Origin of the sequence: Gulbenkiania mobilis, assembly GCA_004346645.1 — a bacterium.
Lineage (GTDB): Bacteria > Pseudomonadota > Gammaproteobacteria > Burkholderiales > Chromobacteriaceae > Gulbenkiania > Gulbenkiania mobilis.
This window is the reverse complement of record SMDA01000006.1, coordinates 86,369-104,068: the sequence shown is the minus strand read 5'-3', so window position 1 is coordinate 104,068 and position 17,700 is coordinate 86,369. Positions and strand designations below refer to the sequence as shown.

Annotated in this window: 13 protein-coding genes and 2 pseudogenes; 11 read left to right on the top strand and 4 right to left on the bottom strand. The window is 61.5% G+C overall.

What is annotated here, in order from left to right; translation table 11 throughout:
• Positions 1-79 precede the first annotated feature (79 nt).
• The 4 genes from EV669_RS10355 to pgaD all read left to right on the top strand — a co-directional run bounded on the left by EV669_RS10355 (position 80) and on the right by pgaD (position 4,446).
• Positions 80-418 carry a P-II family nitrogen regulator gene (locus EV669_RS10355; RefSeq protein ID WP_054286397.1) on the top strand — a complete coding sequence of 113 codons (339 nt, stop codon included), beginning with the start codon at positions 80-82 and terminating at the stop codon, positions 416-418.
• A 287-nt stretch (positions 419-705) separates the two neighbouring features.
• Positions 706-2,670: a poly-beta-1,6-N-acetyl-D-glucosamine N-deacetylase PgaB gene (gene pgaB / locus EV669_RS10350; RefSeq protein ID WP_054286396.1), complete on the top strand. Its 1,965-nt coding sequence runs from the start codon at positions 706-708 to the stop codon at positions 2,668-2,670.
• A 26-nt stretch (positions 2,671-2,696) separates the two neighbouring features.
• Positions 2,697-3,980 (top strand): poly-beta-1,6-N-acetyl-D-glucosamine synthase, encoded by a 1,284-nt coding sequence (gene pgaC, locus EV669_RS10345; RefSeq protein WP_235445594.1) that lies wholly within the window; start codon positions 2,697-2,699, stop codon positions 3,978-3,980.
• A 34-nt stretch (positions 3,981-4,014) separates the two neighbouring features.
• A complete protein-coding gene (gene pgaD / locus EV669_RS10340; RefSeq protein WP_055433728.1) occupies positions 4,015-4,446 on the top strand; it encodes a poly-beta-1,6-N-acetyl-D-glucosamine biosynthesis protein PgaD in 432 nt (143 codons plus the stop codon).
• Between the two features lie 84 nt (positions 4,447-4,530).
• On the opposite strand, the gene EV669_RS10335 is transcribed toward pgaD, so the two are convergent.
• Positions 4,531-5,322 carry an outer membrane protein assembly factor BamD gene (locus tag EV669_RS10335; protein ID WP_054286393.1) on the bottom strand — a complete coding sequence of 264 codons (792 nt, stop codon included), beginning with the start codon at positions 5,320-5,322 and terminating at the stop codon, positions 4,531-4,533.
• Here EV669_RS10335 and rluD point away from each other — a divergent pair.
• The 4 genes from rluD (at position 5,321) to EV669_RS10315 (ending at position 11,653) form a co-directional block, all read left to right on the top strand.
• Positions 5,321-6,418, top strand: a complete 1,098-nt coding sequence (gene rluD, locus EV669_RS10330; protein ID WP_132098623.1) for a 23S rRNA pseudouridine(1911/1915/1917) synthase RluD — start codon at positions 5,321-5,323, stop codon at positions 6,416-6,418. The two genes, EV669_RS10335 and rluD, sit on opposite strands and share 2 nt — an antisense overlap.
• Positions 6,405-7,145: a peptidoglycan editing factor PgeF gene (pgeF, locus tag EV669_RS10325; RefSeq protein WP_132098622.1), complete on the top strand. Its 741-nt coding sequence runs from the start codon at positions 6,405-6,407 to the stop codon at positions 7,143-7,145. The genes rluD and pgeF overlap by 14 nt, the downstream gene beginning before the upstream one ends.
• Before the next feature lie 373 nt (positions 7,146-7,518).
• On the top strand, positions 7,519-10,389 hold the full coding sequence (locus EV669_RS10320) for a ribonucleoside-diphosphate reductase subunit alpha (protein ID WP_132098621.1): 2,871 nt from the start codon (positions 7,519-7,521) through the stop codon (positions 10,387-10,389).
• Between the two features lie 181 nt (positions 10,390-10,570).
• Positions 10,571-11,653, top strand: a complete 1,083-nt coding sequence (locus EV669_RS10315) for a ribonucleotide-diphosphate reductase subunit beta (protein WP_132098620.1) — start codon at positions 10,571-10,573, stop codon at positions 11,651-11,653.
• Positions 11,654-12,156: 503 nt separating this feature from the next.
• Here EV669_RS10315 and EV669_RS10310 read toward each other — a convergent pair.
• Together EV669_RS10310 and EV669_RS10305 are read right to left on the bottom strand one after the other, a co-directional pair.
• Positions 12,157-13,289, bottom strand: a pseudogene (locus EV669_RS10310) (IS3 family transposase).
• Between the two features lie 188 nt (positions 13,290-13,477).
• Entirely contained in the window at positions 13,478-14,083 is a 606-nt protein-coding gene (locus EV669_RS10305; protein WP_132098619.1) for a helix-turn-helix domain-containing protein, read from the bottom strand.
• A gap of 43 nt (positions 14,084-14,126) precedes the next feature.
• On the opposite strand from EV669_RS10305, the gene EV669_RS10300 reads away from it, so the two are divergent.
• The 3 genes and pseudogenes from EV669_RS10300 to EV669_RS10290 all read left to right on the top strand — a co-directional run bounded on the left by EV669_RS10300 (position 14,127) and on the right by EV669_RS10290 (position 16,165).
• On the top strand, positions 14,127-14,822 hold the full coding sequence (locus EV669_RS10300; RefSeq protein ID WP_132098618.1) for a B3/B4 domain-containing protein: 696 nt from the start codon (positions 14,127-14,129) through the stop codon (positions 14,820-14,822).
• A 19-nt stretch (positions 14,823-14,841) separates the two neighbouring features.
• A pseudogene (locus EV669_RS14305) lies at positions 14,842-15,461 on the top strand (LysE family translocator).
• 65 nt (positions 15,462-15,526) lie between these two features.
• The gene (locus tag EV669_RS10290; protein ID WP_132098617.1) at positions 15,527-16,165 is read left to right on the top strand and encodes an FMN-binding negative transcriptional regulator; all 639 of its coding nucleotides are present in this window, start codon (positions 15,527-15,529) and stop codon (positions 16,163-16,165) included.
• Between the two features lie 129 nt (positions 16,166-16,294).
• On the opposite strand, the gene EV669_RS10285 is transcribed toward EV669_RS10290, so the two are convergent.
• Positions 16,295-17,566 (bottom strand): RidA family protein, encoded by a 1,272-nt coding sequence (locus EV669_RS10285; protein WP_054286843.1) that lies wholly within the window; start codon positions 17,564-17,566, stop codon positions 16,295-16,297.
• Positions 17,567-17,700 lie beyond the last annotated feature (134 nt).

Here is a 17,700-nt window from a genome sequence, read left to right as displayed (position 1 = left end):
GAAAATTAAGGCCGTTCCAAGGTTTCGTCCTACAGGCGACAATCGACGGCGCATAAGGTGAACCAGGAGTGCTATTCCAATGAAGAAGGTCGAAGCCATCATCAAACCCTTCAAGCTCGACGAAGTGCGCGAAGCCTTGTCCGAAATCGGCATCAATGGCCTGACAGTCACCGAGGTCAAGGGCTTCGGCCGCCAGAAGGGGCATACCGAGCTATACCGTGGTGCGGAATATGTGGTGGACTTCCTGCCCAAGGTGAAGGTGGAAGTGGTGCTGGCCGAGGAGCTGGTGGACCGCGCGATTGAGGCCATTGTTGCCACGGCCCGCACCGGCAAGATCGGCGACGGCAAGATCTTTGTCACTCCGGTGGAACAAGTGGTGCGCATCCGCACCGGCGAGACGGACGAGGACGCGGTCTGAACCAGGCAGGTTGGCCGAAGAAAAACAAGGTGGACCGATGTCCACCTTTTTCTTTTTCATGCGTTAGGCAAGGGTAAACCCACGGCCAGCAGCACGGACCGGGCGCACGCTGGCGGGTTTTGCAACACAAGACGATGGTGGCCTGCCGGTTAGCCCGCTTTATTGCGCTGCACCAGCGACAAGCCTGCTAGAATCGCAGCCCGGCCCGCCCGCAACGCGGCAGGCCCTGTTACACCCCTGGAGCGGCCCGGTCCGCCGCCCCATCCTGGACCCACCGAATACTTGCAATGACGAAACGTTTACGTTCCCTGCTGCTGGCCATTGCGCTGCAGTTCGTGGCCGCCTGCGCACTGGCCGCGCCCGCCAAACTGACCATCCTCAGCTACCACGAAATCGCCGAGAAGAATCAGGCCCTGGTTCCGGATTATGCGGTCTCCCCGACCAACTTCGTCCGCCAGATGGACTGGCTCAAGAACAACGGTTACCACTTCGTCGGCCTGGGGGATGTGATTGCCGATCGCCAGGGCAAGAAACCCCTTCCCCCCAAGGCCGTGCTGTTGACCTTCGACGACGGCTACCGTTCTGTGTATGACCACGCCTACCCTACGCTGAAGCTCTTTCACGCCCCCGCGGTAATTGCCCTGGTGGGCAAGTGGCTGGAACCGGAAAGCGGCACCGTCAGCTTCGACGGCAAGGCAGTACCCCGCAGCGACCTGCTGTCGTGGGCGCAAATCAAGGAAATGACCGAAAGCGGACTGGTCGAGGTGGCCAGCCACAGCCACTCCATGCATGAAGGCATCCGCGCCAACCCCCAGGGCAACATGGAGCCAGCCGCCACCACGCGCCGCTATCTGACCGACCAGAAGCACTATGAGAACGAGGCCGTCTACCGGCAGCGCGTGCTGGACGACCTGCGCCACAACAATGAAGTGCTTTACCGGCACACCGGTCAGCGCCCCCGAGCCATTGCCTGGCCCTACGGCAGCTACAACACCACCACCGTGGCTGCCGCCCAGCAGTTGGGCATGCCGGTCGGCTTCACCCTGGACGACGGCCCCAACGACAGCCATACCCCACTGACCGGGCTGCGCCGTGTCCTGATCGAAAGCGGCTACACGCTTTGGGACCTGCGCAACGAGCTGGAAATCCGCGACGCAGGCCTGACCGATAACGATCGTCCGGCCAAGATCATGCATGTCGACCTGGACTACATCTATGACCCGGACCCGGCCCAACAGGAGCGCAACCTCGGCCATCTGCTCGACCGCATTGTTGCCATGGGCGTCAACACTGTCTACCTGCAGGCTTATGCCGACCCCGACGGCAACGGCGCAGCCGATGCCGTTTACTTCCCCAATCGCCACCTGCCGATGCGTGCTGACCTCTTCAACCGTGTAGCCTGGCAGATCCGCACCCGCACGCCGGTGAAGCGCCTGTACGCCTGGATGCCGATGCTCGCCTTCGAGCTGCCGGCCAAGGATCCTGCAGCAGGCGACAAAGTGGTTACACAGCCCAACAAGGCCAACCATGTCTCGATGGGCTACCCGCGGCTTTCGCCCTTCTCGCCGCGTGCCCGGCAGGCCATCCGCGAGATCTACCAGGACCTGGCCCGTGCCGCGCCCTTTGAAGGGCTGCTGTTCCACGACGACGTGACCCTGTCCGACTACGAGGATGCCAGCCCCTGGGCGCTGGCCACCTACAAGGCCTGGGGGCTGCCGCAGGACCTACAGGCGATCCGTGCCAGCGACAGCCTGCTTGGACGCTGGACAATTCTCAAGATCAACGCGCTCGACAACTTCGCCCGTGAACTGGCGGACGTGGTGCGACAGGACCATCCCGGCCTGAAGACGGCACGGAACCTTTACGCCAGCGTGGCACTCAATCCGCGCTCCGAAGTGTGGTACTCGCAGGCGCTTGAAAACTCGCTGAACAACTACGATTTTACTGCCATCATGGCCATGCCCTATATGGAGAACGCACAGGACCCGAAGGCTTTCTATCGGGAAATCTTCGAGCGCGTTTCCGAATACCCCAAAGGACTGAGCAAGACCGTGTTCGAACTGCAGGCGATCGACTGGCGCAACAACGAACCCGTGCCCAGCAAGGAAATGGCCGACACCATCAAGATGCTGTATGGCTGGGGCGTGAAACATGTGGGCTACTATCCGGACGCCTTGCACCGCGACCATCCGGATCCGGCAGTGCTCAAGCCCGTCTTTGCCAGCAAACCGAACGCCCCGCAACTGCCCTGACCTGACCGGACGTGATGCCGAATCTGATGAAAACCCTCTGGCAGGGCCTCCTGGGCTTCGTGTACTACTATCCGCTGTTCATGTCCTACCTGTGGATGGTGGGCGCCGCCCTCTTCTACTGGCGGCACGAGCGGCGCGACGGGCCGTACAACCGGCCGGTTTCGCTGCCCGGCACCCCGCCGGTCAGCGTACTGATCCCCTGCTTCAATGAGGGGGAAAACGCCGAAGAAACCATCAGCCATGCGCTGAAGCTGGACTATCCGGACTTCGAGGTCATCGCCATCAATGACGGCAGCCGCGACAACACCGGCGAGGTGCTGGACCGGCTGGCCGCCCGCCATCCTCGCCTGCGGGTGGTGCACCTGGCACAAAACCAAGGCAAGGCCATGGCCCTGCAGGCCGGCAGCTTGGTAGCCCGTCACGACATCCTGCTGTGCATCGACGGGGATGCACTGCTGGACCCGTATGCGGCGCACTGGATGGTGCGGCATTTCGTGCAGGCACCGGACGTGGCGGCCGTCACCGGCAACCCGCGCATCCGCAACCGCTCCACACTGCTGGGCCGGGTGCAAGTGGGCGAGTTCTCATCCATTGTGGGCATGATCAAGCGGGCGCAGCGCAGTTTCGGCCGACTGTTCACCGTCTCCGGCGTCATCACTGCCTTCCGCCGATCAGCGGTGCACGAAGTGGGCTACTGGAGCCCGGACATGCTGACCGAGGACATCGACATCACCTGGAAGCTGCAGCGTGCCGGGTGGGACGTGCGTTTCGAACCCAAGGCACTGGTGTGGATCCTGATGCCCGAAACCCTCAAGGGCCTGTGGAAGCAGCGCCTGCGCTGGGCCATGGGCGGCGCGCAGGTGCTGCTGAAAAACCTCACCATCCTCGGGCGCCCCAGCCAAAACCATCTGTGGCCACTGATGCTGGAGCTATGCCTGAGCCTGGTGTGGTCCTACCTGATGCTGTTGACGACGCTGCTGTGGATGGCGAGTCTGGTGCTTCCCGCTGGCACGGTGCCCGCAGTCGGCTCGCCGCTGATTCCGCAGTGGAGCGGCATCATCCTTGGGGCGACCTGCCTGTTCCAGTTTGCCCTGAGCAAGTGGCTGGACAGCCACTACGACAAGGGGCTGGGGCGCAATTACTACTGGATGATCTGGTACCCGTTGGTGTTCTGGATCATCAACATCGCTTCCACGGTCACCGCCTTTCCCAAAGTGCTGCGCCGTGGCGACGGAAAAAGAGCGCGCTGGGTCAGCCCCGACCGGGGTATCCGCGTTAAATCAGATAACCCCCCTTCGCAGGGGTCTTGAACCCGCAACTTGTATTGAGGCTGCAGAAAAGACGATGTCCGACAACCTGATCATCAACGCCCGGGACCAGCTCAGCTGGAGCCAGCGCCTGCTTTCGAACGCATCCACCGCCGCTCTGTGGGCAGGCTGGCTTTACCTGTGGCGGCCGTTCGTCAATTTTGGCAACTGGGTGTACGGCTTTGGCGCCAACTATCACAGCGTGGTGCTGAAGATGGCTGCGAGCCTGGCCCCCGGCTCGCTGGAGCATTCGGTGTACGCCTTGGTAGGCACCTCGGGTACCCTGCTGCTGTGGTCGCGCTTGCCGGCACGCCGAGTGAGCGACGCCCAGCCTAGCCGCGAGATCACGGAGTACGCCAGCCACTTCGGTTTGCCGGAAGAGGAGCTGGCCGCCGCGCGTGAAGCTTCCATCACGGTGGTCCATCACGACGATCACGGGCGCATCATCCGTATCGAACGCCGCGCCTGACTCCTACGGCAGGCCCAAAAAAACGGGTCGCATTGCGACCCGTTTTTCATGCCCCGCCGATGGGCAGGGTTGGCCGAAGCCTGTTCATTTCCAGAACCGCCACCACGGCATCTCTTCCACCTTCCACCCGTTGCGCAGATAGGCGCTGTTCGGGTAGTTGAGCGCCAGCACGCGCTTGGCGTCGTTGGACAGATCGGCCATGCCCAGCTTGTCGTAGGCCACGGCCATCAGGGCCAGTGCTTCCTCGTTGTAGCCGGTGTTGGCGTACTCCTTGATCACCGTCTGGGCCCGGTTGGCGGCGGCGAGGTAAGCGCCCCGCTTCATGTAATAGCGGGCCACATGCATCTCATGCCCACCCAGCGCCTGCACCAGGCGCCCCATCTTCTCGGTGGCATCGGCGGCGTACTTGCTTTGCGGGTAACGGCTGGTCAGCTCGCGGAAGGCAATGAAGGCCTCGCGGGTGGCCTTGGGGTCGCGCTCGCTCATGTCCTGCCCGGCCCACTTGGAGAGCAGCCCGGAGTCATCGTTGTAGTAGACCAGGCCCTTCAAGTAGTAGAGGTAGTCAAGGTTGGGATGGGTGGGGTGCAGCTTGATGAAGCGGTCGGCTGCAGCGATGGCCAGCTCCGGCTCGTTATCCTTGTAGTGGGTGTAGGCCAGGTCCATCTGCGCCTGCTGTGCAAAGCGGCCATACGGATAACGCGCTTCCAGCGTTTCGTAGAGCTTGACGGCACGGCTATAATTGCCGCTATTCAACTCTTCGCGGGCTTCGCTGTACAAACGCTCCACGGTCCAGCCGCGCGTTTCGTCATGGGTGTCCGTGGTCGCACAACCGGCGAGTCCCAGCGCCACCAACATAGCTGCAACGTATCTTTTCATGACCGATCCTTATTTTGATTCCGAAGATTATAGCGATATCTCGGAAAACGAGGTATCCGCACCTGTTGTGCTGGATATCCCCTCCTCCCTGTGCGGGGAACGCCTGGATGCCGCGCTGGCCCGTCTGATGCCCGAGTACTCGCGCAGCCGCCTCACCCAGTGGATCAAGGAAGGCAAGGTCAGCGTGGATGGCGCACCCGGCCAGCCCAAGACCCGTCTCCTTGGCGGCGAGCAGGTAGAAGTGGTGCCTGGCACCCTGCCGGAGGCCGTGGCCTTTGCGCCTGAACCGATGGATCTGCCCATCATCTATGAAGACGATGACCTCATCGTCATCAACAAACCCGCAGGACTGGTGGTGCACCCGGCCGCCGGCAACTGGACGGGCACGCTGCTCAACGGTCTGCTGCACCATTGCCCTGCCCTGGCACAGCTGCCGCGCGCTGGCATCGTGCACCGTCTGGACAAGGACACCAGCGGCCTGATGGTGGTCGCCAAGACCATGGCAGCCCAAACCGACCTGGTGCGTCAGCTGCAGGCCCGCACCGTGAAGCGTATCTATCGTGCCATTGCTGATGGCGTAGTGCCCTTCGACGGCAAGATCGAGACGCAGATCGGCCGCGACCCCAACAACCGGCTGCGCATGGCAGTGCTGAAGTACGGCGGCAAGCCGGCGATCACCCATGTGCGCGTGCTGATGCGCTTTGCCACGCACTCTTATGTGGAATGCCAGCTGGAGACGGGACGCACCCACCAGATTCGCGTACACATGCGGGAAGCCGGCCATCCGCTGGCGGGCGACCCGGTTTACGGCAATCCGCGCCACCCCATGCCCGAGGCACTTGCCGCTGCCGTCCGGGCCTTGGGGCGGCAGGCGCTGCACGCCTACAAACTGTCGCTGATCCACCCTGTGACAGGGCGGGAAGCCCATTGGAATGCCCCCTTACCGGATGACATGAAGGCGCTTTTGGCCACGCTGCGCGCCGAGGAAGGCGAGCGCATGCGCCCTGCCGAAGCGTCCGAAGACTGGGAAGGGGAAGATTGGGACGACGATGACGAGGACGACGGCGATGTGGAGGTGATCTATGTCCGTGAATGAGTGGTTGCAGGCGGACTGGCCAGCCCCTGCTACGGTGCGCACGCTCATCACTACCCGCGCAGGCGGCGTCAGCCAAGGCCCTTGGGCCGGTCTGAACCTGGGCGATCACGTAGGCGACGACCCCGTCCATGTTTCGGCCAACCGCGCTCGGCTACGCAGTCATCTTCCGGCCGAACCCGTATGGCTGCAGCAGGTGCATGGCACCCAGGTGCTTGATCTGGCCCGCTACACTGGCGGCACTCCGCCCGAAGCGGACGCCAGCGTTGCCCATGCGCCCGGGCTGGTGAGTGTGGTCATGACGGCGGACTGCCTGCCGGTACTGCTGTGCGACCGCGCGGGCACCGTGGTGGCTGCCGCCCACGCCGGGTGGCGCGGGCTATGCAACGGAGTCATTGAAGCGACCGTGGCGGCCATGCAGGTCGCACTGGGAGAAGTACTGGCTTGGCTGGGCCCGGCCATCGGACCGGACGCCTTCGAAGTGGGCGCCGAAGTACGCGCGGCCTTTTTAGAGCGCGACGCGTCGGCAGCCAGTGCCTTCACTCCCATCGGTGACGACAAATACCTCGCCGACATCTACGCCTTGGCCCGTAAGCGGCTGGGGCGTCTTGGAGTGGACGCCGTCTACGGTGGCGACTTCTGCACCGTCATCGACCGCGAACGCTTCTACTCCTACCGACGCGACGGCACCAGCGGCCGCATGGCCAGCCTGATCTGGCTGGAGACCTGATAAAAAGCCACCCTGCGGGGTGGCTTTTTATCCCCGTGGCAGCCATGCCACACCTCTCTGGCGTCACAGCCATGTAGCATACGTGCATCATCCTGCCGAAGCCTTGCGGATCAAGGCTCAAGCGATTTTTCCCTTCTCCCACCCTCGCGCCGCTTCATTTCGCAAAACCGGCGCAAAGCCAGAAACGGCGCGGTTTTGCGTTTTTCCCGGCTCTGTCAAGGCCTTGTGCCCGCCTACCTTAACCACTAGAATTTGCGACCGTTTGGCAGTACAAACAGTACATATTGTGTTTGTACACAGGCCGCTCACAGTTTTTCAACAGTTTTGTCCACAGGGCACATCGACCCTGTCCCACCACCGAACAGAGGGCACCATGCAACCGACGACCTTTGATGGGCAGATCGCCGCCGAACTCGGCCGCTCCGCCGCCCCGGAAGCCGACTATAGCCAGTACAAGACCATCCGCCGCAACGGCGCAGTGGTGCCTTTTGAGCCGGTGAAAATCTCCATTGCCGTCACCAAGGCCTTCCTGGCCGTGATGGGCCAGCAGAGCGCTACCTCCGCCAGCATCCGCGACAAGGTGGCACACCTGACCGAACAGGTGGTGAACGCCCTGATGCGCCGCAAGCCCGAAGGCGGCGCCATCCACATCGAAGACATCCAGGACCAGGTCGAGCTGTCACTGATGCGTGCCGGCGAACATGATGTGGCCCGCGCCTACGTGCTGTACCGCGAACAGCGCGCGCAGGAGCGCGCCGCCCGGGGCGAGGCGCTGACGCAGATCCAGATCAACGTAGTGCGCAAGGATGGCCGCAAGATGCCGCTGGACGTGGCCCGTCTGCGCGCCACCATCGAGTCCGCCTGCCAAGGGTTGGCCGAAACCGACGTGGACGCCATCCTGACCGAGACGCTAAAGAATATTTATGACGGCGTCTCGGAAGAGGAGGTGAACAAATCCTCCATCCTGGCCGCCCGCGCCATGATCGAGCAGGACCCGGCCTACGACTACGTCACCGCCCGCCTGCTGCTGAACAATATCCGCCTGGAAATCCTGGACGAGGCCGTCAGCCAGGAGGAAATGCGCATCCAGTACGCGCACTACTTCCCCAGCTACATCCGCAAGGGCATCGAGGCCGAACTGCTGGACGAGCGTCTGGGCGAGTTCGACCTGGCGCGACTGGGCGCGGCGCTCGATGCCGAGCGTGACCTCAAGTTCGGCTACCTCGGCCTGCAGACCCTGTACGACCGCTACTTCCTGCACGTGGATGGCACCCGCATCGAGATGCCGCAGGCGTTCTACATGCGCGTGGCGATGGGCCTGGCCCTGAACGAGGTAGAGCGCGAGGCGCGCGCCATCGAGTTCTACAACATCCTCTCCAGTTTCGACTTCATGTCGTCCACCCCCACGCTGTTCAACTCTGGCACCCGCCGCAGCCAGCTGTCCAGCTGCTACCTGACGACGATCGCCGACGACCTGGACGGCATCTACGAAGGCATCAAGGACAACGCACTGCTGTCCAAGTTTGCCGGCGGCCTGGGCAACGACTGGACGCCAGTGCGCGCCATGGGCAGCCACATCAAGGGCACCAACGGCAAGTCGCAGGGCGTGGTGCCGTTCCTGAAGGTGGTCAACGACACCGCCGTGGCCGTCAACCAGGGCGGCAAGCGCAAGGGCGCGGTGTGCGCCTATCTGGAAACCTGGCACGCCGACATCGAGGAATTTCTCGAGCTGCGCAAGAACACTGGTGACGACCGCCGCCGTACCCACGACATGAACACCGCCAACTGGATTCCGGACCTGTTCATGAAACGTGTGATGGAAGGGGGCGAGTGGAGCCTGTTCTCCCCCTCCGAGACGCCGGATCTGCACGACCTCTACGGCCAGGCCTTCGAAAAGGCCTACACCGCCTACGAGGCCAAGGGCAAGCGCGGCGAGCTGAAGGTATTCAAGCAGATCCCGGCGCTAAGCCTGTGGCGCAAGATGCTGACCATGCTGTTCGAAACCGGCCACCCGTGGATCACCTTCAAGGACCCGTGCAACATCCGCAGCCCGCAGCAGCATATGGGCGTGGTGCACAGCTCCAACCTCTGCACCGAGATCACGCTCAACACCAACGATGACGAGATCGCAGTGTGCAATCTGGGCTCGGTCAACCTGGCCGCGCACCTCAAGGCGGACGGCTCGCTGGATCAGGAAAAGCTGCAGCGCACCGTGAAGACCGCACTGCGCATGCTGGACAACGTCATCGACATCAACTTTTACCCGGTGAAAAAGGCGCGTAATTCCAACCTGAAGCACCGCCCGGTGGGCATGGGCATCATGGGCTTCCAGGACTGCCTGCACGCCAAACGCATCGCCTATGCCTCCGACGCGGCCGTGGACTTCGCCGACGAATCCATGGAAATGGTGGCGTACTACGCCTACTGGGCCTCCACCGAGCTGGCCGAAGAGCGGGGCCGCTACCCCTCCTACAAAGGTAGCCTGTGGGATCGCGGCATCCTGCCGCAGGACAGCATCAACCTCCTGGCGGCCGAGCGCGGCGGCTATGTGGAGGTGGACCGCACCGAGCGCATGAACTGGAACGCCTTGCGCGAGCGTATTGCCAAGCACGGTATGCGCAACTCCAACGTCCTGGCCATCGCCCCGACTGCCACCATCGCCAACATCATTGGCGTGTCGGCCAGCATCGAGCCCACGTACCAGAACCTGTTCGTCAAATCCAACCTGTCCGGCGAATTCACCGTCACCAACGAACATCTGGTGCGCGATCTGAAGAAGCTGGGCCTGTGGGACGAAGTGATGGTCGCCGACCTGAAATACTTTGACGGCAGCCTGGGGCGCATCGACCGCATTCCGTCCGAGCTGAAGGCCATCTATGCCACTGCCTTCGAGATCGACCCGAAATGGCTGGTGGAAGCGGCCAGCCGCCGCCAGAAGTGGATCGACCAGGCACAGAGCCTCAACCTCTACATGGCCGGCGCATCGGGGAAAAAGCTGGACGAACTGTACAAGCATGCGTGGGTGAAGGGCCTGAAGACCACCTACTACCTGCGCACCTTGGCCGCCTCCAATGCCGAGAAATCCACTGGCCGCGGTGGCGAGCTGAACGCCGTACCGGCTGCCGGTGGTGTGGGCAGCAGCGCACCGACAGCCGCAGCCCCAGCCGCCACGGTGGACAATACCCCGGCCACCGATGCCAAGTTCTGCAGCATCGACAACCCGGACTGCGAGGCCTGCCAGTAACTGCCTGACGGATGCCGCCCCGGCAACGCCGGAGCGGCCCAAGGTTGGCCGAAGCCTTCGGCCAACCTACATTCTCAAGCCGCTTGTTCCAGGCGGTTTCTGAATGGACGCGGCGCCCTCCCACCAGACGGCGCGCCAGACACCACAGTACATCCACGATTGAAAAGATACGGAGACCCCGATGAGCCTGAGTTTCGACGACACCCCACTGGCCGCCCCCACCGCCAACTCCATGGACGCCCACGGCACCGGCCGCGTCAACGTGGTGGACAAGAAGGTCATCAACGGCACCACCGACGTCAACCAGCTCGTACCCTTCAAGCACAAGTGGGCCTGGGAGAAGTACCTTGCCCAGTGCGCCAACCACTGGATGCCGCAGGAAGTGAACATGCAGCGCGACATCGAGCAGTGGAAGACCGGCCAGCTCACCGAGGACGAGATGCGCATCGTCAAGCGCAACCTCGGCTTCTTCGTCACTGCCGACAGCCTGGCCGCCAATAACATCGTGCTGGGCACCTACCGCCAGATCACCAGCCCGGAATGCCGCCAGTTCCTGCTACGCCAGGCCTTCGACGAAGCGATCCACACCCACGCCTACCAGTACATCGTGGAAAGCCTGGGCCTGGATGAAGGCGAGGTGTTCAATGCCTACCACGAGATCAAGTCCATCCGTGACAAGGATGAATTTCTGATTCCGTTCATCGACGTACTGTGCAACCCGGAATTCAAGACCGGCACGCTGGAAAACGACCAGAAGCTGCTCAAGAGCCTGATCGTGTTCGCCTGCATCATGGAAGGCCTGTTCTTCTACGTGGGCTTCGTGCAGATCCTGGCGCTGGGCCGCCAGAACAAGATGACCGGCGCCGCCGAGCAGTACCAGTACATCCTGCGCGACGAATCCATGCACTGCAATTTCGGCATCGACCTGATCAACACCATCAAGTTGGAACAGCCGGAAATCTGGACAGAGCAGTTCAAGGCCGAAGTGACCGACCTCTTCCGCAAGGCCGTGGACCTGGAATACGCCTACGCCGAGGACACCATGCCGCGCGGCGTGCTGGGCCTAAATGCCAGCATGTTCAAGGAATACCTGCGTTTCATCTGCAACCGCCGCATGCAGCAGATTGGCCTGGATCAGCTCTTCCCGGGGGTAAACAACCCCTTCCCGTGGATGAGCGAGATGATCGACCTGAAGAAAGAGAAAAACTTCTTTGAGACGCGTGTGACCGAGTACCAGACAGGCGGCGCGCTGAGCTGGGATTGACACAAAATCGTGTCGAGCGACACATAAGCTTGCCAGAACGATAGATAAGCTTGCACTCGACGACACATAAAGTTGCACTCTAGTTGAGTTCAGCACAAAAAAGCCCCATCCTTGATGGGGCTTTCGCATGGGCTATTTTTTAGGACATGCGTTTAAAACCAAAATGATCATTCATGCTTTTGTGCTAGCACGGCTGCTACGAATGATTGACGGTCATGTTGATGTGCTGGCCGGACCCACTGTCGGCCAGGGGCAATCATTCGGGACTTGTACTGAAAGCGGGCATTCGCAAGGTGGGCTCGGAGTTGAACGACACCTCACCCTCCCCCTTTGTAAAACCCATGCTGAAAAATTCGAGTTTGACCCTTTTAATCATCACGCAATTTAGTAAAGAGCCGATCCATCAGAAGGGAGCTTGGATAGGCTGTATACGCCTTGGTGCGTAAGAGAAATCAAGGAAGAAAACAGTAAGCTGGGCTGATGCCGGTGTCGTGGACACCGACCTAAGCTTCTTGAGCTTTCTCGAACTGTATCGGACTGACGTAGCCGAGCGTCGAATGGCGCCGCCTGGGGTTATAAAAGCGCTCAATGTAATCGAACACGTCCGCCCGGGCCTGCTCTCGGCTGCGGCAGACCTTCCTGGCAATGCGCTCGGTCTTCCTTGAACTGAAGAGGCTCTCCATGGCCGAGTTGTCCCACACCTCGCCCGCACGACTCATGCTGCCGGTGATGCCGTGCTCCTTGAGCAAATCTTGGAACTGCTTGCTGGTGTACTGGCTGCCTTGGTCGGAGTGATGCAGCACGGCCATCGGTTTGCCTTGCCGCCACACAGCCATCATCAAGTCGTCCGCCACCAACTGCGATGTCATGCTGTCTTGCATCGACCAGCCCACGATCCGACGGGAATACAAGTCTAGCACCACAGCAGCATACAACCAGCCTTGCGCTGTCCAGATATAGGTGAAGTCGGCCACCCACTTCTGATTGGGGGCTGCAGCGGTGAACTCTCTGTCCGGCACGTTGCCGTGTAATGACGCTGCGCTCACCTTTGTCCTGGGGCAATCCGCGCCTGCGGTGCTTGCGCACGCATGAGCCGCTCAATGCGATGCAGGCCACTCTCATAGCCAAGCTCCAGCATGTCGAACCAGACGCGTCTGGCGCCGTAGGTGCGGTCACTTGCAATGAAACTGTGGCGTACATGCGGCGCCATCTCCTCATCATCGCGGCAGCGTTGGCTTTGCGGCCTCGATAGCCAAGCATAAAAGCCACTGCGGGACACACCGAGCGCCTCGTACATCATCGCCACAGGCCAGGCCCCTCGGTGCTTCGCCATGAAGCCGAACTTCACATCAACTCCTTGGCGAAATAGCCCGCCGCTTTTTCAGCAGGTCACGCTCCATCTTGAGCTTGGCATTTTCTTGCGTAGGCGCTTCAGCTCGGCTATCTCTGGCTTCATCACGCCTTGGCCAAGGAAGGCGTACTGCGGGTCAGCCTTTGCATCCCGGACCCATTTGCGCAGGACGTTCTTATGAACATCCAGATCTTTGGCCCCTTACGCCACGGACACACCACACTCAGCGACCAGCTTGACTGCCTCAAGCTTGAACTCGCGGCTGAACAGCCTTCTCGTTGCCATAAACCACCTCCGATTCAACTTCACACCTTAACAAGGTGTACTTCAAACCGGCAGCAGCCCATCCCCCAGCCATTGGGATTGGCATGGCGGAGAGCCATTCACGGAAACTCCTCAGTAGCGTCCAGAGTGCCCGTCTCGGCCGGCGGCTGGAAAATAAGGAATTAGAAAATGGGGGCGATTCAGACCGTTCATACCTTGTGAAGCTCCGCGACAGTCATCGTGAACATCAGAGTGCTGTCGCCCTGATTCGCATAGCGATGCGGCACGTCGGTCTTGGCCACCGCCGAGCAGCCGGCGGGAACGATCAGCTCGATTTGCTCCACCGTCAGCGTCAGCTGACCTTGCTCCACATGGAAAAGCTCGAACGTCCCCTGTGGATGGCCGGGCGATTCGAATAACTCCCCCGGCGGCATTTCCCAGCGCCACAGCTCGATCATGTTGGGCCCCGAGGTGCCCGCTAGCAGCCTGGCGCCCCCCCCCTTGGGTCCCGTCCACAGGGTCGGGATGTCCTGACCCTCAATCAGGTGTACCGCGGGTGCGCTCGCGACGTTCACGATATCCGCCACCGACACACCGAGTGCCGCCGCGATCTTGCACAGGATGGCGATGCTGGGGTTGGCGGCGCATTTCTCGATCTCTACCAGCATGCCCTTGCTGACGCCCGTGCGCCGCGATAGCTCGTCCAGCGAGAGCTTCTGCTTTTTCCGGTGTTCCTTGAGCCTGGCGGCAACCGCCTCGCTGACGCTTTGCACATCGGCGCCCGAATCGGTCGATATATTGACTTTTTTTGCCATTGGTCGGTAAATTAGAATGAATCGGTCACCAAAGGATTCTCCAATGTTCTCTGTTTCACCGTCAATCGACCCGCGGATCGCCAGCCTCGCTCCCGGCTTCCGGGCGCTCAGCCTCAGCGTTAACGCAGCTCCGATCGTCAACCCGGACGTGGCAGGCGAGGCACTGCGCCGCGCCTGCCAATTGCTGCTTACAGGAGGGGCCGCTTGGAGCGAGGCCCATCTGGTGGCTTGGGCCGAGGTGTTCAGGCAATTCGGCGCCAAGCCGCAGCGCACGCCGTGTTCCGCCGAAGCATTACGTAAGCGGGTACTGCGCGACGGCGGGCTGTCGAGCATCGACCCGGTGGTCGACCTGTATAACGCTATCAGCCTCCAGTACGCCGTTCCCGTCGGCGGCGAGAACTACGCCGCCTATGTCGGCACACCCCGGCTGACCATCGCGGAGGGTGCCGAACACTTCGACACCATGAAAGACGGCGCGCTGGCCCACGAATCCCCCGAGGCGGGCGAAGTCGTCTGGCGCGACGACGCCGGCGTAACCTGCCGACGCTGGAACTGGCGGCAAGGCGTTAGGACCCGACTCAATGCCGAAGCAAAGCAGATGTGGTTCATTCTGGAGAGCCTCCCAGCGATGCCGCTCGAGGCGCTGCACGAGGCCGGCGATCAATTGACCCAAGGGCTACGGCTGATGATGCCGGGTGCCGCCATCGCGTCGACGCTGATCGGCTTCGGGGCCCCATAGCCGACACAGGACGCCGACCATGCTGCCATCCCTGACTTTCTTGCTCGCTGCCACCCTGTTGGCTATAACCCCGGGGCCCGGCATCGCCTATGTCGTCGCCTGCACTGTCTCTGGCGGGCGGGCCGAAGGCATCAAATCCACATTGGGTACCGCCGTTGGCGGCATGGTACACGTCTTGGCGGCCGCGCTCGGCCTGTCGTTGCTGATTGCCCAGTCGGCTTTCGCCTTCGCGGCCGTGAAGTACTGGGAGCGGCCTATCTGGTCCATCTCGGCATCCGGATCCTGGCGTCCAAGACAGAGCCTCTGGAAACACCCATCGTCCCGCGCGCAGGAGCCCGCAAGGCATGGCGGGATGGTGTGGTCGTCGAAGTGCTCAACGTGAAGACAGCGATGTTCTTCCTCGCCTTCCTCCCGCAATTCGTTTCCACCCAGCACGCGCTGGCCCCGCAATTCATCCTACTCGGAACCGTCTGCGTGCTGCTGAATAGCCTGGTGGATCTGATCGCCGTTTTCGCGGCAAACCGCATTCTCGCGTCCGGCTCGGCTAAGGCGGCGCGGCAACGGCTGCTGTCCCGTTGCTCTGGCGTCACCATGCTGGCCCTCAGCGTGCTGGTCGCGATAGCGAATCGCGAGTCTTGAGTGGCGGATGGACAACACGCGGGCCCGCCATTCAAGCCCCTACCAACCCGGCATGGAACCGACACATGTACTTACCCGCTCATATCAACGAGTCTCGCACCGAGGTCCTGCACGAGTGCATAGCCCGGCATCCGCTCGGCACCCTGATCACGTACGGCCAAAACGGGCTGGACGCCAACCATCTGCCGTTCGAGCTGTCGGCAAACGAAGGCGAACTCGGCGTGCTGCGAGCGCATATCGCGCGTGCCAACCCCTTATGGCAGGACGTCGAGAGCGGCGCGGAAGTGCTGGCGGTGTTTCGAGCGGGCGATGCCTACGTCTCGCCCAATTGGTATCCGAGCAAACACGAGTCGCATCGACAAGTGCCGACATGGAACTACATCGTCGCCCACGCCTACGGCAGAATCCGTTTTTACGATGATGAGAACTTCGTCAGGGGCGTGGTGGCCCGGCTGACCCGCACCCACGAGGCGTCGCAACCCGCCCCGTGGAAGATGACCGACGCCCCCGGCGACTACATCGCTGGCTTGCTGCAGCGAATCGTCGGCGTGCAGATCGACATCACCCAGCTCGTTGGCAAGAGCAAGCTGGGGCAAGATGAGGAAAACCGTGACATCCTGGGCGCCGGTCAGGCGCTCAAGGAGGGCGGAGATCATGAAATCGGGGACGCGATGCTCGAGGCCATCCAAGCAAAGAGGGGCTAGCGCGATATCGTTTTGAATCACTCCAACTTTTCTAGATACCTTTCATCAAAAAAAGAAGCCGGAATCATCCGGCTTCTTTCCCTGAAAACGCGATGCTGCGTTTTCAGCCCTTTACCACGATAGAACCCCTCAGGCTTTCGGTGCAGTGCCTTCTGCGTGCGACACTACCGCATCGATCTGCACCAGCGCGTCGTGCGGCAGGGCCGATACGCCCACGGTACGGCGGGCAGGTACACCGCCAGGGAAGTAGGCGGCATAAGCTTCGTCCACCGCTTCCATGTCCTCGATGTTCTTGAGGAACACGTTGACCTTGACCACATCGCCCATGACGTGGCCGATGCTTTCCACGATGGTCTTGATGTGCTGCAGGCACTGTGCGGCCTGTTCCTTTACGCCACCAGCGACGAGTGCGCCGGTCTTCACGTCCAGCGGCAGTTGGGCAGAGATGTGGTTGTAGTGGGAGAAGGCCACGGTCTGAGTGGACAGCGGGTTCTTCGGGGCGGCCTCGGTGTTGTTCGGCTTGATGACGATGCCGTGACGGTCTTCAACAGCCTGAGGCGGGGTGCCGTCGCCATGCGATACCACAGCTTCGATCTGCACCAGGGCGTCCATCGGCAGGGCGGCCACGGCGATCACAGTGCGTGCAGGCATGTAGGCCACAGCGCGGGCGATGGCGGAATCCGGGAAGAAGGTGGTGTAAACCTCGTTCACTGCATCGATGTCGGCCAGGTTCTTGAGGAACACGTTGATCTTGACGATGTCGTCAAACGGTACGTCGATGCCTTCCAGAATGGCCTTGACGTTGCGGAAGCACTGCGCAGCCTGCTCCTTGACACCACCTGCCACCAGCTTGCCGGATTTCGGATCGATGGGCAGCTGGGCCGTGATGTTGTTGTAATGCGAGAACGCCACGGTCTGGGTGGACAGCGGGCTTTGCGGAGCTGCTTCGGTATTGCGGGCCAGTTTCACCAGATCACCGGCCTGGGGGGCATTGGGGATGGTGCCTTCGCCGTTGGAAACCAGCGCTTCTACCTGTACCAGCGCATTCAGCGGCAGAGCCGACACGGCAACGGTGGTCAGCGCCGGCACATAGATCGGGAAGAAGGTTTTGTACACCTGGCTGACCGTTTCCAGGTCGGCAATGTTCTTCACGAAAATGGTGATGCGCACCACGTCGTCCATGACGTGATCGATGCTCTCAACGATGGCCTTGATGTTCTTGAAGCACTGTTCGGCTTGCTCTTTCACACCGCCGCTGACCAGCTTGCCCGTAGCGGGGTCGACCGGCAATTGGGCCGACAGGTTGTTGTAATGCGAGAAGGCGACGGTATGCGAATAGGGACCGATGGCCTTGGGGGCTTTTTCAGTATTTCTTGCCAGGACTGCGTTATAGCCGCTCATGAGATGATCACCTGATTGATGTGAGTGGGGTAATTGGCGTGCCAGGCACGCCACCCGTTACGTTATCGACATTTGCCACGTTTTTACGGGCGGTGGGTATGACGTGGCGGGATTTTATGAGCGGCCACCCAGGC